This is a genomic window from Bradyrhizobium sp. AZCC 2230, assembly GCF_036924495.1.
GTDB lineage: Bacteria > Pseudomonadota > Alphaproteobacteria > Rhizobiales > Xanthobacteraceae > Bradyrhizobium > Bradyrhizobium rifense.
On record NZ_JAZHRS010000001.1, the window covers coordinates 2,201,981 to 2,228,342 of the forward strand.

22 protein-coding genes and 1 pseudogene are annotated in these 26,362 nt (G+C 62.4%); 6 read left to right on the forward strand and 17 right to left on the reverse strand.

Going from position 1 to position 26,362, the window contains the following annotated elements; translation table 11 throughout:
* Positions 1-81: 81 nt before the first annotated feature.
* From V1280_RS10760 to V1280_RS10780, 5 genes are all read right to left on the reverse strand, one after another.
* A complete protein-coding gene (locus V1280_RS10760; protein WP_334522839.1) occupies positions 82-813 on the reverse strand; it encodes a sulfite exporter TauE/SafE family protein in 732 nt (243 codons plus the stop codon).
* Between the two features lie 309 nt (positions 814-1,122).
* Positions 1,123-5,157: an autotransporter domain-containing protein gene (locus V1280_RS10765; protein WP_334522842.1), complete on the reverse strand. Its 4,035-nt coding sequence runs from the start codon at positions 5,155-5,157 to the stop codon at positions 1,123-1,125.
* A 442-nt stretch (positions 5,158-5,599) separates the two neighbouring features.
* Positions 5,600-7,210 carry a hybrid sensor histidine kinase/response regulator gene (locus tag V1280_RS10770; RefSeq protein ID WP_334522844.1) on the reverse strand — a complete coding sequence of 537 codons (1,611 nt, stop codon included), beginning with the start codon at positions 7,208-7,210 and terminating at the stop codon, positions 5,600-5,602.
* 209 nt (positions 7,211-7,419) lie between these two features.
* Complete coding sequence (locus tag V1280_RS10775; protein WP_334522847.1) at positions 7,420-8,070, reverse strand: response regulator transcription factor; 651 nt, start codon at positions 8,068-8,070, stop codon at positions 7,420-7,422.
* A 177-nt stretch (positions 8,071-8,247) separates the two neighbouring features.
* A complete protein-coding gene (locus V1280_RS10780) occupies positions 8,248-8,967 on the reverse strand; it encodes a LysR family transcriptional regulator (RefSeq protein WP_334522850.1) in 720 nt (239 codons plus the stop codon).
* Here V1280_RS10780 and V1280_RS10785 point away from each other — a divergent pair.
* Positions 8,924-9,715, forward strand: a complete 792-nt coding sequence (locus V1280_RS10785) for a substrate-binding domain-containing protein (RefSeq protein ID WP_442895118.1) — start codon at positions 8,924-8,926, stop codon at positions 9,713-9,715. The two genes, V1280_RS10780 and V1280_RS10785, sit on opposite strands and share 44 nt — an antisense overlap.
* Before the next feature lie 37 nt (positions 9,716-9,752).
* Here V1280_RS10785 and V1280_RS10790 read toward each other — a convergent pair whose 3' ends face one another.
* The gene (locus V1280_RS10790; protein ID WP_334522857.1) at positions 9,753-10,688 is read right to left on the reverse strand and encodes a LysR family transcriptional regulator; all 936 of its coding nucleotides are present in this window, start codon (positions 10,686-10,688) and stop codon (positions 9,753-9,755) included.
* 135 nt (positions 10,689-10,823) lie between these two features.
* Between V1280_RS10790 and V1280_RS10795 the strand changes: the two genes are divergently transcribed.
* The 4 genes from V1280_RS10795 (at position 10,824) to V1280_RS10805 (ending at position 13,487) form a co-directional block, all read left to right on the forward strand.
* Positions 10,824-11,657 carry an alpha/beta fold hydrolase gene (locus V1280_RS10795; RefSeq protein WP_334522860.1) on the forward strand — a complete coding sequence of 278 codons (834 nt, stop codon included), beginning with the start codon at positions 10,824-10,826 and terminating at the stop codon, positions 11,655-11,657.
* Positions 11,658-11,856: 199 nt separating this feature from the next.
* The gene (locus V1280_RS46750; protein WP_442895224.1) at positions 11,857-12,342 is read left to right on the forward strand and encodes an HD domain-containing protein; all 486 of its coding nucleotides are present in this window, start codon (positions 11,857-11,859) and stop codon (positions 12,340-12,342) included.
* A gap of 124 nt (positions 12,343-12,466) precedes the next feature.
* Entirely contained in the window at positions 12,467-12,769 is a 303-nt protein-coding gene (locus V1280_RS46755) for a hypothetical protein (RefSeq protein WP_442895119.1), read from the forward strand.
* A 106-nt stretch (positions 12,770-12,875) separates the two neighbouring features.
* Positions 12,876-13,487, forward strand: a complete 612-nt coding sequence (locus V1280_RS10805) for a hypothetical protein (RefSeq protein ID WP_334522866.1) — start codon at positions 12,876-12,878, stop codon at positions 13,485-13,487.
* A 168-nt stretch (positions 13,488-13,655) separates the two neighbouring features.
* On the opposite strand, the gene V1280_RS10810 is transcribed toward V1280_RS10805, so the two are convergent.
* The 9 genes from V1280_RS10810 to V1280_RS10850 form a co-directional block, all read right to left on the reverse strand.
* Positions 13,656-14,447: a hypothetical protein gene (locus tag V1280_RS10810; protein WP_334522869.1), complete on the reverse strand. Its 792-nt coding sequence runs from the start codon at positions 14,445-14,447 to the stop codon at positions 13,656-13,658.
* Between the two features lie 1,008 nt (positions 14,448-15,455).
* Positions 15,456-16,631: a Gfo/Idh/MocA family protein gene (locus V1280_RS10815; RefSeq protein WP_334522871.1), complete on the reverse strand. Its 1,176-nt coding sequence runs from the start codon at positions 16,629-16,631 to the stop codon at positions 15,456-15,458.
* A 14-nt stretch (positions 16,632-16,645) separates the two neighbouring features.
* On the reverse strand, positions 16,646-17,701 hold the full coding sequence (locus V1280_RS10820; RefSeq protein ID WP_334522874.1) for a sugar phosphate isomerase/epimerase family protein: 1,056 nt from the start codon (positions 17,699-17,701) through the stop codon (positions 16,646-16,648).
* 155 nt (positions 17,702-17,856) lie between these two features.
* Positions 17,857-19,017: a Gfo/Idh/MocA family protein gene (locus V1280_RS10825; RefSeq protein ID WP_334522877.1), complete on the reverse strand. Its 1,161-nt coding sequence runs from the start codon at positions 19,015-19,017 to the stop codon at positions 17,857-17,859.
* Positions 19,018-19,031: 14 nt separating this feature from the next.
* The gene (locus tag V1280_RS10830) at positions 19,032-19,793 is read right to left on the reverse strand and encodes a sugar phosphate isomerase/epimerase family protein (protein ID WP_334522880.1); all 762 of its coding nucleotides are present in this window, start codon (positions 19,791-19,793) and stop codon (positions 19,032-19,034) included.
* A gap of 26 nt (positions 19,794-19,819) precedes the next feature.
* Entirely contained in the window at positions 19,820-20,905 is a 1,086-nt protein-coding gene (locus V1280_RS10835; RefSeq protein ID WP_334522885.1) for an ABC transporter ATP-binding protein, read from the reverse strand.
* A gap of 6 nt (positions 20,906-20,911) precedes the next feature.
* Positions 20,912-21,805, reverse strand: coding sequence for a carbohydrate ABC transporter permease (locus tag V1280_RS10840; RefSeq protein ID WP_334522888.1), 894 nt, complete (start codon positions 21,803-21,805; stop codon positions 20,912-20,914).
* Complete coding sequence (locus V1280_RS10845; RefSeq protein WP_334522892.1) at positions 21,802-22,680, reverse strand: carbohydrate ABC transporter permease; 879 nt, start codon at positions 22,678-22,680, stop codon at positions 21,802-21,804. The genes V1280_RS10840 and V1280_RS10845 overlap by 4 nt, the downstream gene beginning before the upstream one ends.
* Before the next feature lie 76 nt (positions 22,681-22,756).
* The gene (locus tag V1280_RS10850) at positions 22,757-23,998 is read right to left on the reverse strand and encodes an ABC transporter substrate-binding protein (RefSeq protein ID WP_334522895.1); all 1,242 of its coding nucleotides are present in this window, start codon (positions 23,996-23,998) and stop codon (positions 22,757-22,759) included.
* 183 nt (positions 23,999-24,181) lie between these two features.
* On the opposite strand from V1280_RS10850, the gene V1280_RS10855 reads away from it, so the two are divergent.
* Positions 24,182-25,219, forward strand: a complete 1,038-nt coding sequence (locus V1280_RS10855) for a LacI family DNA-binding transcriptional regulator (RefSeq protein ID WP_334522898.1) — start codon at positions 24,182-24,184, stop codon at positions 25,217-25,219.
* A 22-nt stretch (positions 25,220-25,241) separates the two neighbouring features.
* On the opposite strand, the pseudogene V1280_RS10860 reads toward V1280_RS10855, so the two are convergent.
* Together V1280_RS10860 and V1280_RS10865 are read right to left on the reverse strand one after the other, a co-directional pair.
* Positions 25,242-25,373 (reverse strand): annotated as a pseudogene (locus V1280_RS10860) (GMC oxidoreductase); the annotation flags it as partial.
* Between the two features lie 357 nt (positions 25,374-25,730).
* Positions 25,731-26,330 (reverse strand): class I SAM-dependent methyltransferase, encoded by a 600-nt coding sequence (locus V1280_RS10865; protein WP_334522901.1) that lies wholly within the window; start codon positions 26,328-26,330, stop codon positions 25,731-25,733.
* Between the last annotated feature and the right edge of the window lie 32 nt (positions 26,331-26,362).

Consider the following 26,362-nt stretch of genomic DNA (forward strand, 5'->3'; position numbering starts at 1 on the left):
ATCCAAGAAGCCTGATCGGGTCAAGGGAGCTGCATGCCTAGTCCCGCAAGAGACTGCGTTCGCTTACCATGACGCGCCGCTCTAGATCACAAGGCAGAGTCCCGAAAACAGCAACAAGCCCAGGATGATCCGTTTGAAGGCGGCTTCGTTGATCCGTCCGAACAGGACGATCCCAACAGCCGTTCCGGCAGCCAAGGCGGGCAAGGAAATGCCGAAGTCGATCAAGACCTTCAACGACAGGCTGTGGTGCGAAAGCATGAGAGCGAGGGCGAAAAGCTGCATGACGCCGATGTAGGGCTGAACCAGGCCGCGCTGCTGGGTTTTCGGGAGACCATGGATATCGCACCAGATCGCAGGAAGTGCGCCGGGCATCGCCGTCAACCCACCGACCAGCCCGCCACCAAATCCCACCAGCGCGTTGCTGCTCCGGCTGTCCATCTGACGCAAATAGGCAGCCGTTGGCCGCAACAAGGCATAAGCAGCGTAAAGCGATACGAGAAGTCCAAAGCCCAGTCTGAAGATCCCGATATCCACATTCTGGAGGAGATAGATCGCAATCGGAATGCCCAAGAGTCCACCAGCGATGAAAACGAGGCTGGTCTTCCATTGCATGCTTTTCCGTAGCGCAAACAGATTGGCCGCTTGTACGGTGATGCTGCAAGCCATCATCAACGGCACAGCTTCCATGGGCGGAAAAACGTGTAGCAGGATGGCGCCGGCGACCGCCGAGAAAGCGAATCCGGAAAGGCCCGACACGAACGCGCCGGCAAAAACCGCCGCACTCAGCACCAGATAGACCGCAATGTCTGACATGGTATCGCTTCCTTGAAAATGGTGACCGCCGTCAATAGCCGGACAGCGCGGGGCCATCCGAACTCACGCAAGTGACAACAGAGCCAATCTACCTAGTCGCCGTCGGCCGCTATAGTTGCTGTTTCGATGGGTCGGATACTCGGCGCGTGATGCAGCATGTATGCTCCGACGACATGCAAAATGCCGAAGCCAGCCAGGACAGCGAATGTCCACGCCTTGAGGGGTGGCGCTGGTCGGCGGACGCGGGAGCTATCGAAAATTGCCATGTTCAAATCACCTTCTTGTCGGTTTGGCCCGGCAAGGCGCTGCTCACCACTGATATCGCGCGACACCTTTGCCGGCGCAGGAGCGGGTCACATTGGAGAATTCACCCTCGAAGGTCGCCGCGGTGGACCAGCCGTTGAGCCATTTCATCTCGGCCGCGCCGGTGACAAGCGCGGAGTTGGAGGCCTGCGCGGCGCCGTTGACGACGAAGCTCGCGCCGGGCAGCGTCTGGAAGGTCGCACTGATGCTGCGGTCCGGATTGAAATCATGTGCCCACGCCGCGCGGCCGCGCAGGGTCAGCACACCGCCCCGTAAAGCGAAGGATTTGTCGGTGCGCAGGCCGAGCTCGCTGCGGGTATCGGTGACGCTTTTCGAATTGTAGGCCAGCGCAAAGATGTTGCTGCCGGCGATGGCCGCTTCGGCGTAGGCGGGCAGATCGAAGGTCGTGAACTGGCCGGCGGCATAAGGCGTGAGGCCAAATCCGTGGCCGACGAAGCGGTAGCCACCCTCAAGCCGACCCGACCAGGCATTTGCCTTGAACTCGGCGCGCAGGCGGTCGGTGCCGGCGACCGTGACCGTGCGATCGGTGGTGATGTCCTGCCAGCCATAAGCCAGAGCAGCGGAGAGGTACGCCGCGCCGGCGCTGTGACGCATGAACGCGCCGGCCTGGAACAGATCCGAGCGACCGCCGCCGAGGTTATTTGCAACCGAGAAATTGGTGCCGCCACCGGCGAGCGCAAAACCGACGAGCGTATCCGGCGATACGCGATAGTCGGCGCCGACCGCCGTGCCATAGAGGCTGCTCGTGGCGCTGTTCGAGCCGAGTGCCGCATTGCCGTCGGTGGTCTGCGACCCGCCAAAGCCCGCCGCCCACACGCTCCAGCGCTGCTGGAAGCTCGGCACGATCGGCGGCGCCTTGGTGGTGATCGCAGCAAGCGCGTCGTCCGGACGGCGCTTTTGCGTGTAGGCCAACGCTTCCTCGTCGGCGTAACCGGCAGCCATGCCGACAGCCGGGAGACCATCGCCGCGGCCTGCGACGAACGGATCGGTCATCGCGCCCATGAACTGGTTCATCGCGTTGAAGGTGGCTTGCTGCGAGCCGGTGCCGGCCTCGCCGGAAAGCTGCGTCAGTCCTGCCGGCGTCAGCGCGCCAAACACCATCGGGATGCCACCTGTCGAGTTAAAGAAGTTGACGAGGGCATTGCCGACGTTCTGCTGGTTGGCCTTGAGACCCGTGCCCGGCGGTGGAACGAAGCTGAGCGCGAGATCGAGATACGCATCGTCGGTGCCGTAGCTGAGACTTGCCGTGAAGCCCGACGGCAGATCGGTATTGACCAGCGCCGAAAATTTGCCGTGCACCCCGCTGCTCGCATTGACGATGGTGTATTGCTTCGCGACATAGGTGCCCGGCGCAAAGCTCGCATTCACGGTCGCGTCGCCAAGCGTTGCCGTCCCCGTGACGTTGGTGCGGTCGGCGCTGACCGGCGAAACTTCCACCATGTAGCTCGCAGCCACGGTGAAGACGAGGTTGCCTTGCACCGTGAGCAGGCCGATCGAATCGCCGGGCGCCAACGCCCCGCCATTGATGGTGGTGTTGCCGACGGTGCCGTTGCCGCCGAGCGTTCCGCCGGCATTGACGGTCACGTCGCTGGTGATCGAACCGTTGACCGACAACACGCCGCCATTCACGGTGGTGGCGCCGGTATAGGCATTGGGGCTGGTCACCGTGGTGTGGCCGCCAGTCGTCGTCAGGCTCATGCCCCCGCTGAGGCCGTCCAGCGTGCCGCCGGTCGAGGTCACCGTGCCGTTCAACAAGCCACTCTTCAGCGTCCCGCCTGCCAGCGCCACCGCATTGATGGTCTGCGCAGTGCCGCCGAGATTGACGGTGCCGCCGGTGTTGATCGTCATCGCGCTGGCGGCGCTGAACGAATTGTCGACGATGCTGAACAGGGTGGCGCCGTTGTTGACCGTGGTGGCGCCGGTATAGGTGTTGCCGAACAAGAACGCCGTTAGGCCGCCATTCGCGGTCAGGCTCATGCTGCCCCCGACGCTGGCGATCGCTCCGCCGGTGGAGGTCACCGCACCGGTCAACAAGCCGTGGCTCAGCCCGCCGCCCGCCAGCGCCACATTATTGATGGTTTGCGCGAAGCCGCCGAGATCGACCGTACCGCCGGAGTTGATCGTCGTCGCGCTGTCGGCACTCAACCCGTTGGCGACGCCGCCGAGCAGGGTTGCGCCGTTGTTGACCGTGGTCGCACCGGTATAGCCGCTACTGAAGCCGCCCACGGTGGTGATGCCGCCGTTCGCGGTCAGGCTCATGCTGCCGAACATGTTGATCAGCGTGCCACCCGTCGAGGTCACCGCGCCGGTCAGGTTGCCCGACTCCAGCGATCCGCCTGCCAGTGCCACCATGTTGATGGTCTGCGCGGAGCCGGAGAGAAGGAAGGTGCCGCCGCTGTTGATCGTCACCGCGCTGGCCGCGCTGAACGCATTGTCGCCAGGGACGAACAGAAGGGCACCGTTCTTGACCGTGGTTGTGCCGGCATAGGTGTTGCCGGGGTTGACGACCGTAGTGCCGCCATTCGCGACCAGGCTCATGCTGCCGCCGAGACCGCCGACCCCGCCGCCAGTCGAGGTGACTGTGCCGGTCAGGGAACCGTTCTTCAGCACGCCGCCCGCCAGCGCCACGTTGTTGATGGTCTGCGCCGTGCCACCGAGATTGACGGTGCCGCCATTGATCGTCATCGCGCTGGCGGCGCTGAACGAATTGGCGCTACCACCCGACAGCGTTCCGCCGTTGATGGTCGTGGCGCCCGTATAGGTGTTAGCGCCTAACAAGCTGGTGTTGGTGCTATTCGTCGTCAGGCTCATGCTGCCGCCAAGATTGTTCAGCGTGCCGCCGATCGAGGTCACCGCACCGGTCAAGAACCCGTTGGTTAGCGTGCCGCCCGCCAGCGCCACCGTATTGATCGTCTGCGAAAAGCCGTTGAGGTTGACGGCGCCGCCGCTGATGATCGTCATCGCGCTGGTGGCGCTGAACGCGCCGGCATTGCCGGCTAGCAGTGTCCCACGATTGACGACCGTCGTGCCGCTAAAGACGTTCGTGCCGGTCAGCGTCCAGGTACTGGAGCCCGCTTTCTCGAAAATGCCGAAGCCGCGATATTGGGCCGCCGCGCCTATGGTGGACACGTCAAACGTCGCATTCGTGCCGCCGCCGAGCCGGAACGTATCGGCACCGCTGAACGCCACCACGTTGCCAGTAATGGTCGATCCTGCCCGCAGCTCCAGCGTATTGGAGCCACCGGTGAAGGTGATGGCGTTGGCGCGCGTCACACCATCGCCGGCGAGGCCGCCGGCGATCGCGCCGCTGTTGGTGATGGTGAGGTCGGAGCCGATGATGCCGGCGCCACCAGCGCCGTTGGTCGAGCCCGCGCCGCCATTGCCACCGGCGATCGCGCCGCCGATATTGTTGATCGTGGTGTTGGCCGTCGAAATACCGACCCCACCGGCCCCACCGGCACCGGTTCCTGCGCCGCCGACACCGCCTGCGCCGCCGGCCCCTCCGCTGAGCAGGGAGCCGGTGTCCACCGTCACACTGTTGGCTGGGCCGAATGAGGGAAAAATAAAACCAGCACCGCCAGAGCCGCCCGACCCGCCTAGCCCAGCCGCACTCGCACCGCCCGCGCCGCCAGCGCCGCCGAAACGCTGACTGCCGGGGTTGAAGTCAAATGTGATTGCACCGTTTCCGATGATATTGGCGCCGCCGGCGCCGCCGCCGCCGCCGGCGCCAGTCCCGTTCCCAGCACCGCCCGCTCCGCCCGCGCTCGCCGTAAAACTGGGCCCGCTAAAAGTCCCGGAGACTCCAAACGTGAGGCCTCCGCCGCCGCCGCCACCGCCGCCATCGCCGGCCGCCGCGCCGGCGTCGCCATTGCCGCCCGCCGTACCATCGGTGCCTGCCGCACCGCCGGCTGCGCCATTGCCGCCGTTTCCGCCAACGCCGCCACCTATGCCGGCGCCGGCAGGTGCGGGGCCTAGGCCCGCGCCGCCGCCGCCGCCGCCCAGTCCCGGAGCAGCCGGCAAGCCAGGGTCACCCGCGGTCGTGGTACTATCCGCCCCGCCGGAAGCGGGATTGCCGCCGCCGTCACCACCCGCGGCGAAAACCGGGGCGAAGCCAACAACAAGGGAGGCGGAGACGATTGCGCCGACAAGCGCGGTGCTTCCGAGCAAACCGCGCCGGCGCGCTTTCGGGTCGGAAGTGGTTCTTGTCGGCAATTTTTTTCCAGCCCGCAGACCCAACTGCGCTTCCAAACAGAGATGGGAGCGCGCCAATCGGAGACCACGCCGGTCGAACTGACCAACCGGCTGCCGTTCAAGCGCGTCCTGTTCGGGGTGATAGATATCGTCGGGCTCATGCGCGAGCGATACGGCAGATGTCGTATTTCGTCGCCAGTCAGGCGGCTCATCGAAACGCCCTGCGTCATCGCAGGCTGATCGCGCAGTGGGAGATCAGCGCCGAACGCCTTTAGCGAATGATCGATTCCCTGCCGTCAACACAGGCGGCAACGATCGCCTCGTGCAATTCCTCGCCGGTGATCGGCTTGTGCAGAAGGCGGTGACCGCTGGCGGTGGCTTCCTTGATGCGCGACGGCGAGGTATCGCCGGTCACGATAAGTGCAGGGACCGAGCGGCCGATGTGGGCGCAAAGCGCTTCGATTGCCTCCAGGCCGGTCGCACCATCTCCGAGTCGGTAGTCGGCGATGATCATATCCACCGGTGCATCGCCGGCCATCATTGCCGCTGCATGTATTTGCTGCACCTCGGCGGCGGAACGGCCGGCATAAACGCGATGCCCCTGGAGCGTCAGCAACTGCACCATGACATCGAGAACATCCCTCTCGTCTTCCACGACCATGATGCTGACGGCGATGCCTGCGGGTGATGCCTTGTGATCGGGCAAGGCAGTCGCGACCGCACTGGCTTGCGGGACTGTCACGGAAAACATCGAACCGCGCCCGGGGACGGAGGCCAGTTTCAGGGGATGTTGAAGCAGTACGGCAGCGCGGCGAACGATAGCGAGGCCGAGGCCAAGCCCTTGCGTGCGGTCCCTCGCCGGGTTCTGCAATTGCACGAACTCCTCGAAGACCGCGGCCTGCTGATCCGCGGGGATACCGGGGCCGGTATCCCATATCTGGATTTCCACGGCAGCGCCGCGCCTGCGGCAGCCGAGCAGAACGCCTCCGGATGTCGTGTATCGAAAGGCGTTCGACAGCAGATTTCCCAGGACCCGTTTCAGCATCATGGGATCGCTGTCCACCTGGAGAGAGCTTTCAACAACACGCCAATCAAGGCCCCGCTCCTTCGCCGCTGGCGCGAATTCGCTGCTGAGCTGGTTGAGAAGCTGGGAGAGATTCACCGTCTCCCTCGCGACAGTGACGACGCCGGCATCAAGCCGGGAGATGTCGAGCAGTCCATTCAGAAGGGCACCGAGGTTGCCGATGATGGATTTTGCCCTGCCGGCCAAGTCGCGTGCATCGTCGGATCGGACAGCGCCGCGGTGTCCCAGCGCCGCGAGCGTGGCGATCAGCAGGCTCAAGGCATGGATCGGCTGGCGCAGGTCATGACTGGCGGCCGCAAGGAAACGCGTTTTCGCACGATCGGCGGCTTGCGCGCGGTCGCGTTCTTGCTCCAGGTGGCCAACCAGCTCGACATTTTCCAGGCGCAACCTGATGGTCTCACGCAGCATCTGGTAGGTTGTGCGGCAGTAATAGAGATTGATCGCCACGAGCCCCGCCAGCAAGGCGAGATATGCGCCGGAGATATCACCTCCATTGGTGATCGAGCGCACCGTGATCGGCAGCACCGTCGCGATGATCGAGCCAACGAGCGCAGGCGGAAAGGCCGAGAGCGACGGAACCGTGCCGCAGATCAGACCGGTCAAGACAATGACCGTGAATGAAAAAAGAACGGGCTCCTGAGGAAGGAAGCCAACCCAGCCGAGCGCTCCCCACAGCAGGCCGGACACGCAGGAAAACGCCGCCGCAAGCCAGGCCCATCGCGACGCGGACGCAGGCTCTCTCTCTCGGCTGAAGAACCGGCGCGCCGCCAGGACGCGAATGGCGGTGAGCAGATACAATGCGCCGAGCCATCCGACCAGCCAGCTCGCCGATACAGTGCTCCTCAGAACGTAAGCTGCCGCCAGGGAGATGAGAATGTTGGCGACCACGACGCCATAGGAATTGCGATACAGGAGCTCGACGAGCGCCTCGCGGATCTTGTCTTCCTGCATCGAAACCTCTCCGCACGCCGGTTGCGTGCGGCGGCTTCGTTCGCGAGTTGCCGTTGCTAGCCTGCTGGAAGGCCGAGACGAATTGCGTAAGCCGTCAACTCAGCACCACTGTGCAGATCAAGCTTCCGCATCAGATTCTCGCGATGTTTCCGCGCGGTCAGCGGGCTAATGCCGAGACGGTTGGCGATGTCGCGACTGGTGGCGCCGTGAGGGATCATCCCCAGGATTTGCCGCTCACGCCTTGTCAGCGTGACCGGAGATATGATCGCGGTCGTGGGCTCCGGGGTTTCCTTCAGGTTGTCATGCTGGTCCACCGCAAAGCGAACCTCCTCCGCCACATAGAGGTTGCCTTTTCTGATAGCATCGATTGCAGCGATGAGTTCGGATGGATCGCCGCTCTTGGTCAAATAGCCGTTCGCGCCAGCGGAAAACGCGGCCCGAACCGAACGTGGCTCAACATTGGCGGTGAGAACGAGAATGCGCAGCTCCGGCCATTCGGCTTTCAGCTTCGCGATGAACTGAAACCCGCCCACGCCCGGCATGCCGAGATCGAGGATGAGAAGATCGGCCGCGTTCTCGTTCAGCAACCGGTGAACGGCTTCACCGTCCGCGGCCTCTCCACCGATTGTAAGCTGATCTACGGTCGACAGAAGCTGCTTCAGACCTTCCCGAACCACGGCGTGATCGTCAGCAATGATCGTCTTCACCAGCCCACCACATGCATCGCTTCCGCCGATGACGGTATTATGGTATCAATCAACTTCAATCAAGGATTGCGATCCACAAATCCATTTGCCGGATTGGCCAACCCGGTCATTTTGCAGTGATCGTCTGAACGCGCCGCAGCCCATGGCGGTCGCAGATCGCAGCTGAATAACCCTCAACTATCCGAAATGCTCGATCAGCAGTTCAGTGAGAACGCGGACTTTTCGCGCGGGGTGTTGTCCCGGTGGCCGGACGACAAACAATCCGGCTGTCGGAGGAGGATAGTGTGTCATCACCGGCACGAGAGCGCCAGAAGCCAAAGGATCCTCGACGAGGCAGTGCGGAAGCCAGGCGATTCCGAGCCCTGCGACCGCGGCAACGGCAAGAGCGGTGCCATTGTCCGCCTTGAAGCGCCCCTGCGGATGAATGGAGATTGTCTTCTTCCCGTCGATGAACTGCCAGGTTTCCGTACCCTGCATGAGCGCCTGATGCGCGAGGAGATCGTCCGGCGTCTCGGGCGCTCCATGCTCCCTGACATAATCCGGGCTTGCCACGAGGGCGCCATGGATCGGCCCGACGCGCCGCGCCACCAGATTTGAATCGCCGAGATAGCCAACGCGCACCGCACAGTCGAAGCCCTCCCCGACAAGGTCAACAAAGCGATCGCTGTAGCTCGCATGGACTTGGAGCAGCGGATGGCGCCGCGCCAGCTCAGCAAACACCGGCGCCAACAGCGTCGGGCCGAAGGTCAGCGGCGCTGCGATACGAAGGCGACCGCGCAGGTCTCCTGCGGGCAGGATCGTCTCCCGCGCGACATCGATTTCGGCGCAGACCCGGGCAGCGTGGTCGCGGAACGTGACACCAGCCTCGGTCAGCGCGGAGCCGCGCGTTGCCGACACCCACGACATTCCGGAACGGGAGCTGCAGGTCGTGCAGGCGCTGCATCAGCACCGCGTCGACGGCATCATCCTCGCGCCGTCGACGACGTCGAGCGAACGCTCCGTCACCTACCTCAGGGAGAACAAGATACCGGCCGTGCTCGTCGACCGACTCGTGTCGGCGGAATTCGATCAGGTCGGCGTGTACAACGCGGAATCGGTCGAGCGGCTCGTCGATCATCTCGTCGGTTTGGGGCATCGGCGGATCGGAATGGTGCCGGGCCAGCCGGGCTTCGCCACGACCCTCGAACGCATTGCCGGCTACCGTTCGGCGGTCGCCCGGCACGGCATCGACGCCGAGGATGATCTGATCGCGCCCGGCTCGATCGACATCGACTCGGCCGCGGACTCGGCCGAAGGTCTGATGCGGGTCGCGCACCGGCCGACGGCCATTCTCGCGGGCAACAACCTCGCGACCATCGGGGTGATGCGGGGCCTGCGTCGCGGCGGGTTCGCGGTGCCGCGCGACGTCGCGCTTGTCGGCTTCGACGACTTCGATTGGGCCGACAGCTTCGAGCCGCGGCTGACGGTCGTCGCCCAGCCCTGCCTCGATATCGGCCGGGTCGCAGCCAATCTGCTGCTCGAGCGCATCAAGGATCCGGACAAGCCACCGAGCACGACGCGGCTCCAGACCTCGCTCATTGTCCGGGACTCCTGCGGATCTCACCTGCAGCGTCCCGCTTCGCCGAACCGAGATCGCAACCCTTAGACGAACAGTGTTGGCAATCCACAGCCGTGGCGGCCATCTAGACCCTGGTCCGGCCTGACGTTGCTGACGCACGATCCCAGGGCGGATCAGCTCCGAAGCTCGCGATCAGGTGGTCGATGAAGCGGCGCGCTTTCAGCGAGATATTGCGCGCGGACGGATACAGCGCGTGGATCGCCAGCTCGGACGTGCGATGGTCAGGCAGCAAAGCGATCAGGTCTCCGTCCGCAATTTGCTCCCCGAAGACGAAGGTCGGGCCATAGGCGAGACCGGCTCCGGCGAGGGCAGCTGCAAGAAGCATTTGCGTGTTATTCGCGGCCATGCGAACCGGTCCGTCAATCAGATGAGACTGGCCCTCAGGGTCCGTCAGCATCCAATCGCCCGCCGAGACGGCTTCGCTGAAAGCCAGCCGAGGCGCTCGGCGCAGCTCTTCAACGTTCCTCGGGGTGCCGTATCGATTGAGAAAATCGGGCGATGCACAGAACACCATGCGGCAAGGCGCCAGGCGTCTGGCGACGAGATCGGAGTCGAGCAGCCGGCCGATCCGGATCGCGACGTCGATCCCCTCGCCGAGAAGGTCGACGTAGCGATCGCTGAGCATGACTTCGACAGCGACTGAAGGATGCTGCTCGAGATAGCGGGCCAGGACGCCGCCCAGATGCATAGCGCCGAAGGTCAAGGGCACAGCGACACGCAGCACGCCGCGAACGACCTGTTGCGCATCGCTGGCCTCGCGGTTCGCATCGTCGACTTCCTCAAGGATACGTTTGCAGCGCGTGTAATAGGCACGGCCCGCATCGGTCAGGCTGAGCTGACGGGTGCTCCGCTGCATCAGCCGGATGCCAAGGTCGGCTTCGATCGCGGAGACATGCTTGCCGGCCATGGAGGCCGACAGGCCGAAGCGCCGTGCGGCTCCGATCAGGCTGCCCTCCTCGGCGGCGACAACGAACACGGCCATGCTGGTGAAGCGATCCATGGTTCCTCCATTCGATAATCAGGTTATCATATCCTGGTAGAAATATGAAGATTATCGACCAAAGCCACGCGATCTACCTTCGCCTTTAAGCCCGACCGGACACCCGCCGGCCCTGCGAAGGTCAAGGAGATCGCCATGAAAATCGCCGCGAACGGCATTCGGATTCACGTTGAGGAGCAGGGCAGTGGCGACGTCGCCCTCGTGTTTCTTCACTATTATGGAGGCTCGTCGCGCACCTGGGGCAAAGTCATTGCGGCTTTACCGAAGTCGCACCGCACCTTTGCGACGGACCATCGCGGCTGGGGCGAATCCGACGCTCCTGCCAGCGGCTATGGCTTGGCCGATCTCGCCGGCGACGCGCAGGGCGTGATCGAGGCGTTGGAGCTCAATCGATACGTCCTCATCGGCCATTCGATGGGCGGCAAGGTCGCTCAGCTTATGGCTTCGCGCCGTCCAAATGGCTTGGCTGGTCTCGTTCTCGTCGCCCCCTCGCCTCCTCAGCCCATGGCTATGCCCCCCGAGGCACGTGAGGCGATGGCAAGTGTCTATGCGACACGCGAGAGCATCGGCGCGGCGATCGACCAAATGCTGACTGCCAAGGTTCTCAACCCGAAGGACCGAGAGCAGGTGATCGAAGACAGCCTGCGTGGCGCCCCACAAGCAAAGGCGGCGTGGCCGCGGTCCACCAGCCTGGAGGACATCACCCGCGATGTCGCTGCCATCGATGTGTCCACGCTCGTCATCGCGGGCGAACTCGACCGGGTCGACAGTGTGGATTTGCTCAAAGTGGAGCTGCTGTCGCGCGTTCCGCACGCCGTGCTCCACGTCTTGCCGGGTACCGGCCATCTCTCGCCGCTGGAGTCTCCGCAGGAGCTTGGCGATCTGATCGACGCATTCGCCACACAGGTCGCAGACGAGCCGAACCGGACGGACGGCAAAACCAAGCAGCCGGCCCATCAGCGAACCTGAGCCGGCTTGCAAACCTGTGAGGCTTAAATCTTAAGGAGGATATATGAGTAAACCTGTCGCCATCGGAGGGATTATCGCTCCGGATTCAGATCTCGCTCGCAAAGCCGCTGCGCTGGCAAAGCAGGCCCATTCCCAGGTGCTGCTCAATCATGTGCATCGGACGTGGTGGTTTGCCGAGTTCCTCGGCCAAAAAAGAGAGATGAAGTACGATCGCGAGCTTCTCTACATCGCCTCGCTGCTCCATGACCTCGGCCTTTCGGCGTCGCACGCCGCCGACAAGCGATTTGAAGTGGATGGTGCTGACGCCGCAACCCGTTTCCTGCTTGCGAACGATTGCCCGAAGGCGAAAGCCGAGATCGTCTGGGATGCCATCGCACTCCACGCCCTCGCCGACATCGCCGACCGCAAGCAATCGGAAGTCGCGCTCGTCCATTTCGGCGCCCATGTCGACGTCATGGGACTTCGTATGGAGGAAATCACACCATCCCTGATCGACGACACCCTCGCTCTCTATCCGCGGATCGGAATGAAAGCAGCGTTCACGGAAGCGTTGGCCGAAGTCGCGAGAAAGAAGCCGCATACGGCGATTGGTACTGGCCTGGCCGACATCGGGCGGCGTCTCGTGCATGGTCTTGAGATTCCGAACGTATGCGACATCATCCACGCAGCCCCGTTCGAAAGTTGACGATGCAGCCGGAATCCGCCGCTGGCCTCTCATCGGACCGGCGGCGCTGTGGCGTTGGAAGGCGAGCGCCGCATCGACCGACTGCGTCAACGGCCCGGTTTCTGTCGGCCCCGGCGGTGCTGCGGTGAACAGCGGCACCATCAACAACGTGTTCAATGGACCTCAGCGCCTCGTTTTCTCAGAGACAACTGCCGAACAGTTGGCGCAGCAGCTTCCCAAGGGCAAACCGATAGTGCTTCGCGGGATAGGATCAGTAAGCGATCAGGCCGTCACTGATCAGTTTGGATCGTACCTCGGCTCTCATGGGTTTCGCATCGTCACTCGCGACACAATCGGAATGGCCGTTCCTGCGCCTGAAAGGAAGATCCTGATCCAGACCGGGGACGCTCTAACAATCTTGCAGATCGCCCCCAGCGCTGGTCAATAACACCATCAAGCTCACGGGCAAAAAAACATGCCGTCAGACACTCCATGAGCGCAGACCGCGACCGTCTGCTGGACGCTTTCAAAAAAATAAATCCCGACTTGAACCGGTGAAGCCGGCTGGTCGCGATTGGCTGCCGGTTGGTATTTCCGTAATTTCGCTGGCCGTCTCGCTGGTCACATTTTACATCAATGCACTGCTTCAGGTTGATGACGTTAGAGTCATGATTGGCGATCCTCCGTACGTCTCAACGGACACAAATGGCGATACGCTGATAGAAGGAGGCCAACAATTTTCCTTCATCAATTCCGGAAATCGCAGCGCAGCGGTTACCACCGTGTCCGGCCTATCTAGAAGATTGAACCCTGCTGCGAACAAGACATGCGCAAGCCCCCTGCAATTTCAGGAGTTTCCGATAATTTTAGACGCGCAGCCATTCGTCCTGAAGCCCAGCGAAATTGTCGTCACCACTCCAACAATGGCAAGTAAAAAGGATCGCCGCGGAGCGCCCTTTCGCATTCCGAAGAGCGTGTTCTCTGCCAAGGTCGGGGACCAAGTCTTGATTTGCTTGAACGTCAACGTTGTGACACCGGACAATACCTCAAGCGCACAACAGATCCCTCTCTATATCTTGACCTTCCTAGAAGTAGACGCGGAGCCGACCTTGCTCTTTGATCCAAGCAAGCCAATCGTTCTGCTAAAATCGAGAAGATTTTTCTAGCTCGGAAGGGCACGTTTCATTCGCCGCCGCGGTGTCACGATCCACCGGTCCTAGCTCGCCGGATACACGATGTTGACGTTGATGACGGCGGTCAAGAGCCTGTCTTGCTCGCGGCCCTTAGTTGGTCGCCACTCCTACCGAGGAGCCGGCTCCTGAGTCGCGGGCGGGTTAGCGACGATGGCTCTCGTCTTGGTCCCGGCCCGTCATGGCCTTCAGGTTCTTAACAACGGCCGGCTCTGCAGCCTCCTTGAAGCAAGCGTACATTTCGTCCCGGAGGGACGTAAGTGCGTCCAGACTCTCCCTGTTGACTTTGGCCTGCACCGTTGAGCCCTCGTGCGAGAACACGACCGAGCCATCTTCAAAGGTTGCTCCGAACAGGAAGGTACCGGCCACAGTGCTTAGGCCCGGCGCTGTAAAATCAGTCTTTAGCTTGTGCTTCTCAATCGCATTTGGATTCTCGCTAGTGAAGTCGGCCGGATGCGCTGCTGTATCTCGCGCCTCCTTCCGATCTGGAAAGTGTTTGGATAGGCCAGCCATGACCTTTTCTAGTTGTGGCTTACTGACCTTGTCGTCGAGGCTTTTACAGCGTTCGAGGGATCGACGAATTTCGTAAACCGTTTTGGCAAAGTCCCAGATCGTCATGATGGCGTCGCGTTGGTCGATCGATTGCCACGTACTGAGAAGATTGTCCTTTGCTTTATAGGCGTCCTGAACTTTCTCGGGCGTGTTAGGATCGCGCTTGATGAGTTCCGGATCTTTTCGATCCAGATCGCGCTTTTGCTTGGCAATCTTGCGGTGCTCCGCACTGGAATCGATCAACTCAAGCGCGGCGCTGAATCGATCCACGTAGGCGCCTAACATCATGAGCAGACGGTCGACGTGCCTCGCCTGCTCTTGGTCGGCCTCGGCCAATTCTTCGATGGGAATTCGCGGCGGAATGAACATAGGCGAATCGTCCATGGAGATATGTGCCATCTCTCGCAAAGGCACAGTATTGCTCCTGGGGATGGCAGGCAAGATTGAACCACCTTTTGACCCTTGCGCTCGCGCTAGTCCGCCTGAACGTAATGAAATCAAAATCACTCGAACACTCGGGCATCCAAAATGGCGAAAGCTAGTTCTGCCTGAGTCGCGGCGGGTCAATGGCGCGGCCAACGAATTTCAACCTGGGGAAAACGTACCTTAGGTCAGCGCGCCTGCATTTTCCGAATCGACTTGCCATGCGCGGCTGTCGCGCCGCGATCCTATCGGGGGTGCGCGTGAGCCAGTTCTTATCCGTACTGCTGTTGGCGACGGCCTTGACGTTGACCGTATGTCTCGGGGTGGCAGCGTGGCGCCAGTCTGCCGACAAAGACGTCGATATCACCGCAACGATTCCGCATCAGGAATATGGTTGGAGAACGAGGCCGAGCAACTGAACGCGCTTGCGCGCGCTCTGCCGTTATTGGAGCCTCTGCCTAGTGGAAAACCGCCGAGGAGAAATGACATGGTGCTGCTCCGAACGCTGATTGCCGTCTCACTGGTTCTCGGCAGCTCAAGTGCTCATGCGCAAAACTGCAAGCAATATCCCCCCGGTCCGGAGCGCCGTCAGTGCGCGGTCGCGAACAATCCAGCGTTCGCAGCCAAATTGGAAAGGTGCAAAGACGAGGCCCGCGCTATGGGTCTTAGTAGGAGCAACATTGATCCCGCCATCAGAGAGTATGTGCAGGCGTGCATGCACCGTCGATAATTGTCGGAGGGTTGGGCCGCTGGCCGTCCTCTACCGCGACCACGGTAAGGTACCGGCGCTGCTTGACGCTGAAAATATCCATGCGCTGGCCGGTAAGCCGAGGCCACACGACGCTTGAACGGTGCTCTAGTTGAGCCGGAATGCGGTGATGGTGCTGTCTTTGCTGATTGCGTTGCCACGCCAATGCTGTTGCCGGTGCCTGAGTTCGAGACGTGCGGGGAACAGTCTAATGGCGGAAGTTACGTCATCCGAACCCAAGCGCCTTTGCCTGTCGCGGACTTCACGGCAGCTTCGATGAACTTCACGCCTTCCAGGCCGTCCTCAATAGTTGGGAAGATCACGTCGGGATCCGGCTTTTCGCCGGTCTCCGCCGCGTAGATGGCGCGCGCCGCCTCAGCATAGATGGTCGCGAAACCTTCAAGGTAACCCTCAGGGTGGCCAGAGGGGATGCGGGTGACCCGACCCGCGTCGCCCAAGACGCCGGCGCCGCCCCGGGTCAGGAGCTGCTTCGGCCGGCCGTAAGGCGTGAACCAGAGCTGGTTCGGATTCTCCTGCGCCCATTCGAGGCCGCCTTTGCTGCCGTAAACACGCAACGTCAGACCGTTCTCGTTGCCGACGGCGACCTGGCTCGCCCAGAGCATGCCCTTGGCGCCGCCTTTCCACCTGAGGAGGATCTGGACATCGTCATCGAGGCGCCGCCCCTCGACGAAAGTCGACAGTTGCGCGAGCAATTCGTCGAGCTCGAGCCCGGTGACGAAGCAGGCGAGATTGTAGGCGTGGGTGCCGATGTCGCCGATGCATCCGCCGGCGCCGGACCGGGCCGGATCCGTGCGCCACGCCGCCTGTTTATGGCTGCTCGCCTCCAATCGCTCGGTCAGCCAATCCTGGAGATATTCGGCATGGACCAGCCGAATCTCCCCGAGGTCGCCATTCGCGACCATGGCGCGGGCCTGCCGGACCATGGGATAGCCCGTATAGTTGTGCGTCACCACGAACACCTTGCCACTCTTCTTGACGAGCGCCACCAGCTCTTCGGCCTCCGCGACGGTCGTCGTCAGCGGCTTGTCGCAGATCACGTGGATTCCGGCTTCAAGGAAGCTCTTCGCGACCGGGCTGTGCATGTGGTTTGGAGTTACGATCGAGACCGCCTCGATGCCGTCCGCTCGCGCGGCTTCGACCCTCGCCATCTCTTCGAAGGAGCCATAGGCGCGATCGTCGGCAATGCCGAGTTCCTTCGCCGAGGCCTTGGCCCGAACCGGATCGGAAGCAAGCGCGCCCGCAACGAGCTCGAACTGGTCGTCGATACGCGCCGCGATGCGGTGCACAGCGCCGATAAAGGCTCCTTGGCCGCCACCGACCATGCCGAGCCGGATACGACGATGACCGCCAGCCTCATTGCTTGCTTCGATAGCCATATTGTTCCCCTCGCTCAGGAGATGCCCAGCATCTTGCGGTTCGCCTGCTGGTCCGCACCGGAACCTGCGAAATCGTCGAACGCTTTTTCGGTGACGCGGATGATATGGTTATTGATGAACTCCGCGCCCTCGCGCGCACCTTGCTCAGGATGCTTCAGCGCGCATTCCCATTCGAGCACCGCCCAGCTCCCGTAGTCATACTGTGTCAACTTCGAGAAGATGGCGCCGAAATCGACTTGTCCATCGCCCAGCGAGCGGAAGCGGCCGGCACGGTCGACCCAACTTTGGAACCCGCCGTAAACACCTTGGCGGCCGGTCGGATTGAACTCGGCGTCCTTGACATGGAAGGCTTTGATACGCGCGTGGTAGATGTCGATGTAGTCGAGGTAGTCGAGCTGCTGCAGCACGAAATGCGACGGGTCGTAGAGCAGGTTCGCGCGCTTGTGATCATTCACACGTTCGAGGAACATTTCGTAGGAAACACCGTCGTGCAAATCCTCACCCGGATGGATTTCGTAGGCGAGATCAACGCCGTGCTCGTCGGCATGGTCAAGGATCGGTCGCCAACGCTTTGCGAGCTCGTCGAAGGCGGCCTCGACGAGGCCGGCCGGACGCTGCGGCCATGGATAGATGTAGGGCCAGGCAAGCGCGCCAGAGAAGGTCGCGTGCACGGTGAGCCCGAGACGCTTGGAGGCAACGATCGCGCGCTTGACCTGATCGACGGCCCACTCGGTACGCGCCTTGGGATTGCCGCGGACTTCAGGTGCAGCGAAGCCGTCAAACGCCGCGTCATAAGCCGGATGGACGGCGACGAGTTGACCCTGGAGGTGGGTCGAGAGCTCGGTGATGGAAAGGCCGTGGCGGGCTGCGATTCCTTTCAGCTCGTCGGCATAAGTCTGCGACTCCGAGGCCTTCTTTAGATCGATGAGCCGCCCATCCCAGCTCGGAATCTGAACCCCCTTGTAGCCGAGCGAGGCGGCCCATCCGCAGATCGAGTCGAAGGAGTTGAACGGCGCCGCGTCGGCGGCGAACTGAGCGAGGAATATCGCTGGTCCCTTGATCATCTTCATCGAATGCTTCCTTCTGCCGTCGACGCTCCGGCAGCACGCGCCCGCCGAGCTCGATATTCCACCAAAACCCGCCTCCCCTCGCTGGTTCCAGGAGACAGAGCGGGCATTTCACCCAATGTCTGTCGCCGGGCAATCATCTGAGGGACTGACGCGATTCAGAACGTCTCCTCGCCCCACAACGCCATCGCGTCGACGTCGGACAGCGGCGCCGGTCGCTCGACGCGCGAACGCACTGCGATCTCCCCGCCTTCGGCACCGGCCTTAAGGATCGCATGCTTCACCTCCAGCGCGTGACTCGCCAACGCGCCGGAGGAGCGGTGTGGCGTGCCGCGCAGCACCGCACTTGCGAGTTCGGCGATGCCGAGGCAACGATAGTTCGCCTGGTTCGGTATATGATCGGCCCAATTCGGCGAGCGCCAGTTGGGCTTGCCGAACGGCCGGTCGTCGGCTGGGACCGAGATCCAGTCGCCGCCTTTCTCGGTGTACTGCACCGCGCCCCCAAAGAAGTTGGGATCCGGCACGCGCAGCGAGCCCTCGGTGCCGTAAAGTTCGATCGGCGGATGTCCGTGTTTCCAGACGTCCCAGCTCATCGCAAAGATGATGTCGGCGCCAGACTCGAAATGCAGCAGCGACATCACTGTCGTTGGCGTTTCCACCGCGATGGTCTTGCCGTTCATCGGCCCCTTCGAGGTAACGAGCCGATTGGCGAAACCTGCGCTCGCACGTCCCTGCACCGAAGCAACCGGCCCTAACAGGTTGATGAGGGCCGCAAGGTAATACGGCCCCATGTCAAGGATCGGCCCGCCGCCCGGATTGAAGAAGAAGGTTGGATCGGGATGCCAATGCTCCATGCCATGCGACATCAGGAAGCAGGTGCCATAGAGCACTTTGCCGATCCGACCCGTATCGACGAACTGGCGTGCCGTCCGTCCGCCGCCGCCAAGGAAAGTATCCGGTGCGCAGCCGAGCTTCAGGTCGCGGCGCGACGCCTCCGCGACCAAGGTCACGGCGTCGTTGGCCTCCACCGTAATCGGCTTTTCGCCGAACACGTGCTTGCCGGCGCCGAGCGCTGCGTGGCTCACGCCGTGGTGCGCACTCGGCGTGGTGAGATTGACGATGATCTGGATGTCGGGACGCGCCAGCAGCGCCTCGATCGACAACGCCTCGATGCCGAACTGCGCTGCCTGAGCTTGTGCCGCCTCCGGCCGCAGATCGGCACAGGCGACCAGCTTGAGATCGCGGAATTTCGGCATGTTGTGCATGTAGATCGTCGAGATGTTGCCGCATCCGACGATGCCGACACCGAGCTTACCCATGATCCGATCCCCCGTCACGTCCATGACGACACGGTCTCGCGCGCCCGGCGCGCGAAACGGGCGACGTCGTTAGGCTTGTCGTGTTCAGCGACGAACAGGGAGACCCCGGCCTCCTTCATCGCCGCGAGCAGCGCAACCCAATTCATGATGCCGTGGCCTGGATCTGCCCAGCCGTCCTCATCGGCGCATTGTCCCGATGGTGCGAGATCCTTGATGTGGCAGGCGACCAGGCGCTGCGCATGCTTCTTGATCTCGGCGACCGGATCGCCACCGCCGCGCACGATCCATGCGAGATCAGCCTCCCAGACGAGGTCGGGAGCCTCCTCGAAAAGACATTCGAGATAGGTCTGGCCGCTTCCGGTGCGGCCATATTCCCAATGATGATTGTGCCAGCCGAACTTGAGCCCCTCGCCGGTCACCGCCTTGCCGATCTCCGCAAGCTGGCGCCCGATCCCGCGCCATTCCTTTTCGCCACCCTCACGCTCACCCAATGGCGGGGCCGGCGCGAAGACGGTCTCGATCCCCAGCTGCTTGCACATCCTCGCCGTACCGACCGTATCCTCACGCAGCCGGTCGAGGCCGACGTGGGCGCTCGGCGCAGTCATCCCGTGGACATCGAGGAGCTTCTTCAGCGTCTCGGGATCGTTGAACAGTCCGCCCCAGGGCTCCACCATTGTGTAGCCGAGGCTGGACAGCAGCGCGAATTGTGCCTCGAGCGGGTTAATGGAGCGGGCGGAATAGAGCTGGATGGAAAATCGGTCGATCGGTGTGGTCATGTCTCGCTTTCGGCTGCGTGGAGGATTTAGAGGCGTTGTCCGCTTGCCTCGTCGAACAGCGACAGGGCGTCGGCAGGGAATCGGACGGCGAGCGCGTCGCCTGCACGCACCTGCGCGTCGGCGTCGCGGCGGAAGGAAAAGGCGGTGCCGTCGGCAAGACGACACCAGATGAGCGTGTCGGCCCCCATCGGCTCGACCATCTCGACACGGGCAGGCACCGAGGATGGATCGTCGGCCCCCGTCATCTCGATATGCTCGGGGCGGATGCCAAGAACGACCGGTGCGTCGGTGGGCTGGCTCCGAAAGACGTAGCCGTTCAGGCCAAGCCGGTTTACGCCGGCGACGAACCCCATTTCGCCGCCGCGCTCGAGCCTGCCGGGAATGAAGTTCATCGCGGGCGAGCCGACGAAGGAAGCGACGAAGCGGTTCACCGGTTCGCGATAGATCTTCTTTGGCGTATCGAGTTGCTGGATCACGCCACCCTGCATGACAGCGATGCGATCTGCGAGCGTCAGCGCCTCGATCTGGTCGTGCGTCACGTAGATCATGGTGGCGCCGAGCCGTGCATGCAGCCGCTTGATCTCTACCCTGAGCTCCGCGCGCAACTGGGCATCCAGATTGGATAGCGGCTCGTCGAACAGATAGACACCGGCATGACGCACCAGCGCCCGTCCGATTGCGACACGCTGACGCTGGCCGCCGGAGAGCTCGCTGGGACGGCGCTCGAGGAGACTGGTGAGACGCAGCATCTGCGCGGCCTCGCCGACGCGGCGCTCGATCTCGCCCTGCGGCGTGCCCGCGACCTTCAGCCCGAACGACATGTTCCGCCGTACACTCATGCGCGGATAGAGCGCGTAGCTCTGGAACACCATTGCAATGCCGCGATCCTTCGGTTCTGCCCAGGTGACATCGCGACCGCCGATATGGATCTCGCCGCCCTTGACGTCGATCAGCCCGGCGATGGCGTTGAGCAAAGTCGACTTGCCACAGCCGGACGGCCCAAGCAGCACGAGGAACTCGGACGCACCAACGTGGAGATCGAGATTTTCCAGCACCTTCAGGCCGCCAAAGCCGATCTGCAGGCTCCTGATATCGACGCTCGATTTCTGCATGGTGCGTCAGCCTTTCACGGCGCCGGCGGCAATGCCGCGCACGAACCAACGCCCGGAGCCGAAATAGACGACGAGCGGCAACAGCGCGGTCAACAGCGTCGCCGCCATGTCGACATTGTAGGCGCGCTCACCCTGCGTCGAATTGACGATGTTGTTGAGCTGCACCGTCATCGGCAAATTGTCGCGGCCGGCGAAGATGAGCCCCAGGATGAAGTCATTCCAGATGCCGGTGGTCTGCAGGATCACCGCGACCACGATCATGGGCGTGGCCATTGGCATCATGATGAGCGCATAGATCTGGTAGAAGCCGGCGCCGTCGACGCGGGCCGCCTTGAACAACTCGACCGGCAGCGACGCGAAATAATTGCGGAACAGCAGCGTCATGGTCGGAAGGCCGAAGATCGTGTGGATGATCACGATGGTGAGGAGCGACTGCCCGAGCCCGGTGAAGGAGAACACGCGCACCAACGGATAGATGAACACTTGATAGGGGATGAAGGCGACCACCATCATCGCGCCGAACAGGATGTTGGCGCCGGGCAGACGCCATAGCGATAGCGCATAGCCGGTGAGCGAGCCGATCAGAATGGAGATGCCGACCGACGGCACCAGGATGCGCAGCGAGTTGAAAAAGCCGATCTTGATGCCCTGGCAAGTCAGGCCGGTACACGCCGACGTCCAGGCCTTGACCCATGCGTCGATGCTGGGAGCCGCCGGCAAGGCCAACAGATTGCCCTGCCGGATCTCTGCCATCGGCTTCAGCGAGGTGACGACCATCACATACAGCGGCAGCAGGAAGTAGAGCGCGGTAATGAAGATGAAGGCATAGAGGCCCCAGCGCGCCGGGGTCATGCGCTTCGGCCGGCGAGAGGCGGGCAAGAGCTGCGCCACCGCGGTCATCGCAGCTCTCCCTTGCGCGCGCGCCAGTAGAGATAGGGCGCGACCACCGCGATCACCGTGATCAGCATGGTGGTGGCCGCCGCCGTCGCAAGCCCGATATTGGCGCGTTCGAACAAATGATCCATGACGAATTTGGCGGGTACCTCCGAGGCGATGCCTGGCCCGCCATTGGTCATCGCGACCGAGAGGTCGTAGAGGCGCACCACGCCGGTCGACAGCAGCACCGCGGCGGTCGCAAAGCTTGCGCCCATCATCGGAATGATGATCGACACATAGACACGCCATTTCGGCAGGCCGTCGACCCGCGCGGCCTTCCATATCTCCTCGTCGACGCCACGCAAGCCAGCGAGCATGATCGCCATCACGAGGCCGGAAGCCTGCCAGACGCCCGCGATGACCAGGCAATAGATCGCGGTCTCCGGCCGCACGATCCAGTCGAACGTCGCGCCTTCGAAGCCCCAGCTGCGCAACACATGCTGGATGCCGAGCGTCGGATTGAGGAGCCACTGCCAGACGAGGCCTGTTACGACGAAGGACATCGAATAGGGATAAAGATAGATCGAACGGATCGTGTCCTCGGCGCGCACCCGCTGATCGATCGCAACGGCCAGCAGGAAGCCGATCAGAAGCGCGAGCGAAACGAACAGCACACCGTAGATGACGATGTTGTGGACCGAGGTGATCCAGCGATCGTTGTTGAACAACGTCTCGTACTGCCGGAGCCCGATGAAATTGTTGTTCGGCAGCATGCGCGAATTGGTCAGCGATATCCACACGGTCCAACTGGTGGCGCCCATATAGACGACGAGCATCACCAGCAGCGCCGGCAGGAGCGCGGAGATCGCGGAAAGTCGGGAGTTCAGCGAAAGACGCATCGCATCGCCGGATTGAGGAGAGGTCGACGGGCACGAAAGGCGGCCGCAGTTCGTCGGCCGCCCTTATTGTGATGCATCACTCCTGGGACTTCAGCACCGCAGCGACCTTGGCGGAGAATTCATCGGCGCTCATACTGGTGTTCCAATATTGCGAGATCGCATCCTGCAGCGCGCCGATCAGCGCCGGCGGCGCCAGCATGTCGCCGGACGGCATTTGCTGGGCCTTGTCTGCGACATAGCGCATGCCCTTCTGGGCACAAGCGTCGAGTGCGGACGTATCGACGTCGCTACGCACCGGGATCGAGCCCTTCTTCAGCGCGAACTGGATCTGGGTCTCGGGCGTCAGCATCAGTCTCGCCAACGTCATCTGCGCCTTGGTGGTAGACGGGTCCTTCGCCTTCGGGAATACGAACACGTCGCCGCCCATCACATAGCCGCCGCTGCCATTGGACAGCACCGTGCAGCCATAGTCCTTGTCGGCGACCTTGCCCGCCGCGATGAATTCGCCCTTGGCCCAGTCGCCCATGATCTGCATTCCGGCCTTGCCCTGGATGACGAGGTTAGTCGCGTCATTCCAGTTGCGGCCGGGCGCGCCGGCATCGACATAGTCCTTGAGCTTCTTGTAAGTGACGGCGACCGCCTTGAACTCGGCGCTCTGCGCCAGCGAGGTGTCGCGCTTGCCGAGGATGCCGGTCCACATCTGCGCGCCACCAGCGCCGATCATGACCGCGTTGAACAGATTCTGTTCCCAGTTCTTCTGGCCTGAGAAGGCCAGCGGGATCACCTTGCCCTCGGCCTTGAGCTTGTCGAGAATGGTAATCGCGTCATTCCAGGTCTTCGGCTCGTCGGCGCCGACGGAGGCAAGCACAGCCTTGTTGTACCAGAGCCAATTCTGACCATGGATGTTGATCGGCACCGCATACATCTTGCCCTTGCGGGTCGCCGCGGCAATGATTGCGGCGGGCATCACGCCTTTCCAGTTGCCTTCGGTTGCAATCGCATCGACATCGGCGAGCAGATCGCCCTCCACCAACTCGTCGAACTGCTTGCCGGTGTTGAGCTGCATGGCGGTCGGCGGATTGCCGGCGACGGTGCGGCTGATCGCGGCGTTTCGCGCATTCGCAGCGCCGGCGACCGCGCTGTCGATCCAGGTGCCGCCGGCCTTGGTGAACTGATCGGCAAACACCTTCACGGCGGCCGCCTCGCCGCCGGAGGTCCACCAGTGGATGACCTCCGCCTTCATCTCTTCTGCGGAAACTGGCGCCGAGGCCCAGGCCGTGGCGACAATCGCTACCGATGCGAACAACGTGCGCTTCATCATTCCCTCCCGGATTGGCCTTTTGCAGACCTGTGCAATTCGTCTTACGGCCCTTATGGGCTCGCTACGGCTTTACATGCCGCATGTAATCGATTACATCGTCACGCTAGCAGAACGTCGAGATTTTGCAAGTCCCGTCATGACGCCGAAATCGCGAACCTCGATATGGCCAAGCGAACCAGAGTGACACGCCAAAAGGCGGCCAGGATCGCGGACGTTGCACAGCTGGCAGGAGTCTCGGTTGCGACCGTCAGCCGGACGCTTGCCCGCCCCGAAGTCGTGATTGAGGAAACCCGCCTGCGCGTGCTCGCTGCGGTGCGTGATACCGGCTACATGCCGAACATTTCCGCAAGGAACCTGCGCGTCCGGAAGACCATGGTCGTGCTGGTGGCGGTGCCGGACATCGCCAACCCGTTCTTTGCCGAGGTTCTCCAGGGCATCGACGATACCCTATCGGCCGCCGACTACGGACTCATCATCGCCAATCTGGCCGGCTCGCCCGAGAAGGAGGCACGCTACGTCGATCTGGTCTGCGCCGGTCAGGCCGACGGCGTGCTGCTGTTGTGCGGCCATGTGATGCGCAGCCCCGCCCGCGACTTGCGCGATGCGCGCGTGCCGCTGGTTGCGGCCTGCGAGTATATTCCTGGCGAAAAGTTCCCGCAGGTCACGATCGACAACGTCGACACTGCGCGCGAGGCGGTGGAACACCTCATCAAACTGGGCCACACAAATATCGCCTATCTGTCCGGGCCCAAATCCAACATCCTCGAGCAGCAGCGTCTCGAAGGCTATCGGGAGGCCTTGCGCGAGGCGGGGATTGCGGCCGATGCGGGATTGATTCTGCGCGGCGATTTCACCTTCCGCGCCGGCGTCGAGGCCGGCCGGGCGCTGCTGGCGCTCGAGCCCGTAGCGCGTCCCACCGCGCTGTTTGCGGCCAATGACGAAATGGCAATCGGCCTGATCAAGGCGGTGCACACCGCCGGCCTCCAGATCCCGGACGATCTCTCCGTCGTGGGCTTCGATGGCATTGCCTATGCCGACTATTGCGAGCCGACCTTGACGACCATCGTCCAGCCCCGTCGCGACCTCGGAGCCACCGCCGCGGCCGAACTGATCTCGCTGATGACGAACGGCAGAGTGGGGCCGCGGAAGGACATCAAGCTTCCCGCCACGCTGATGCTGCGTGACAGCACGCGCCCGCCGCGGAGGAGTCCCTCTTGAACCGCCAACCTGCCGCATTGGGCTAAGACGGTTTCCTTGCCCAAAATGAAACGGCCCGCTCGCCGATCATCATCGTCGGCGCGTTGGTATTCCCGGAGACCAGGCGTGGCATGATCGATGCGTCTGCGACGCGAAGTCCTTTGACCCCGCGCATGCCTCGAAACCAATTCTGGGCACCAGGACGTCGCTAAAAGGCTTGCCACATCGTACAAAATCGTAGATTGGCGCACAAAATCGTGGAGCGGATGAAGGGAATCCAACCCTCGTATTCAGCTTGGAAGTCGGGAAATCTTCTAGTGTTTTCAAAGGCTGTTCTGACATTTTCGGCGTTTTTGGCCCATTGAGATCGTTACAGAATTTCTCCTTCTCAGAATGGCGGCTGCGAGCCCATGTACGTCCTTTTCACCTCCCCTATTGACTGGCTATCTCCTTGACTGGCTATCTCCGACCGGTCCTTGACGACAATCGGTCCGAAATGAAGGGGAAACGGATCTCGAACCGTCGAATCCGGTCAAGAATGCACGCTGCTCTTTGCCGCCACGATGCGCCTAATCAACTTCCCCGACGAGACGCTGCCTACTTGTTCGTCCAGCAATATCTGCGTCGTCTCCAACGCACGAAGCACGCGCTCCGGATCAAAAGCAGCGTAAAGGCGCCCGTGCTCGTCCCGCCTGTCGGCCCCCTCGGTCACTCGCCAGCTTAGGTAGAGCACGCCACCTGGGACAAGGATGGCCAGAAGCCTCTCGACCGCTGGCGCAATGGCTTCGGGCTCGAGATGCATGATGACGGTCTCGCAGAGGACGTTGGTGAAGCTTGCCTCCGGAATCCCATCAAGAGCTGGAAGGACTGCCCGTTTGAACTCGATCTGCGGATGGCGGCTTCGCGCTTCGGCCAGAAGTCCGTCAGACGCATCGAAGCCCACGGTCGGATAGCCTCGAGCGCCGAGCCAGGCGGCGTCACGACCGCTGCCGCAACCGACATCCGCAGTGGGACCGGGGATGAAAAACCGAACCACCACGTTGTGCAGATCGATCGGTGCCGGTTGGGCGGCCCAATCATCCGCGAAAGCCTTGGCATCCCGATTATAGGCGCCCAGTGTCGTGTCGTCCATTTTGGCAGTCTCCTTCGTCGCCGACCGTTGAA

Coding starts and splice junctions, on each gene's coding strand:
- V1280_RS10760 (WP_334522839.1), bottom strand. CDS start 813: ATGTCAGACATTGCGGTCTATCTGGTGCTGAGTGCGGCGGTTTTTGCC.
- V1280_RS10790 (WP_334522857.1), bottom strand. CDS start 10,688: ATGGATCGCTTCACCAGCATGGCCGTGTTCGTTGTCGCCGCCGAGGAG.
- V1280_RS10795 (WP_334522860.1), top strand. CDS start 10,824: ATGAAAATCGCCGCGAACGGCATTCGGATTCACGTTGAGGAGCAGGGC.
- V1280_RS46750 (WP_442895224.1), top strand. CDS start 11,857: ATGAAGTACGATCGCGAGCTTCTCTACATCGCCTCGCTGCTCCATGAC.
- V1280_RS10810 (WP_334522869.1), bottom strand. CDS start 14,447: ATGGACGATTCGCCTATGTTCATTCCGCCGCGAATTCCCATCGAAGAA.
- V1280_RS10815 (WP_334522871.1), bottom strand. CDS start 16,631: ATGGCTATCGAAGCAAGCAATGAGGCTGGCGGTCATCGTCGTATCCGG.
- V1280_RS10820 (WP_334522874.1), bottom strand. CDS start 17,701: ATGAAGATGATCAAGGGACCAGCGATATTCCTCGCTCAGTTCGCCGCC.
- V1280_RS10825 (WP_334522877.1), bottom strand. CDS start 19,017: ATGGGTAAGCTCGGTGTCGGCATCGTCGGATGCGGCAACATCTCGACG.
- V1280_RS10830 (WP_334522880.1), bottom strand. CDS start 19,793: ATGACCACACCGATCGACCGATTTTCCATCCAGCTCTATTCCGCCCGC.
- V1280_RS10835 (WP_334522885.1), bottom strand. CDS start 20,905: ATGCAGAAATCGAGCGTCGATATCAGGAGCCTGCAGATCGGCTTTGGC.
- V1280_RS10840 (WP_334522888.1), bottom strand. CDS start 21,805: ATGACCGCGGTGGCGCAGCTCTTGCCCGCCTCTCGCCGGCCGAAGCGC.
- V1280_RS10845 (WP_334522892.1), bottom strand. CDS start 22,680: ATGCGTCTTTCGCTGAACTCCCGACTTTCCGCGATCTCCGCGCTCCTG.
- V1280_RS10850 (WP_334522895.1), bottom strand. CDS start 23,998: ATGAAGCGCACGTTGTTCGCATCGGTAGCGATTGTCGCCACGGCCTGG.
- V1280_RS10865 (WP_334522901.1), bottom strand. CDS start 26,330: ATGGACGACACGACACTGGGCGCCTATAATCGGGATGCCAAGGCTTTC.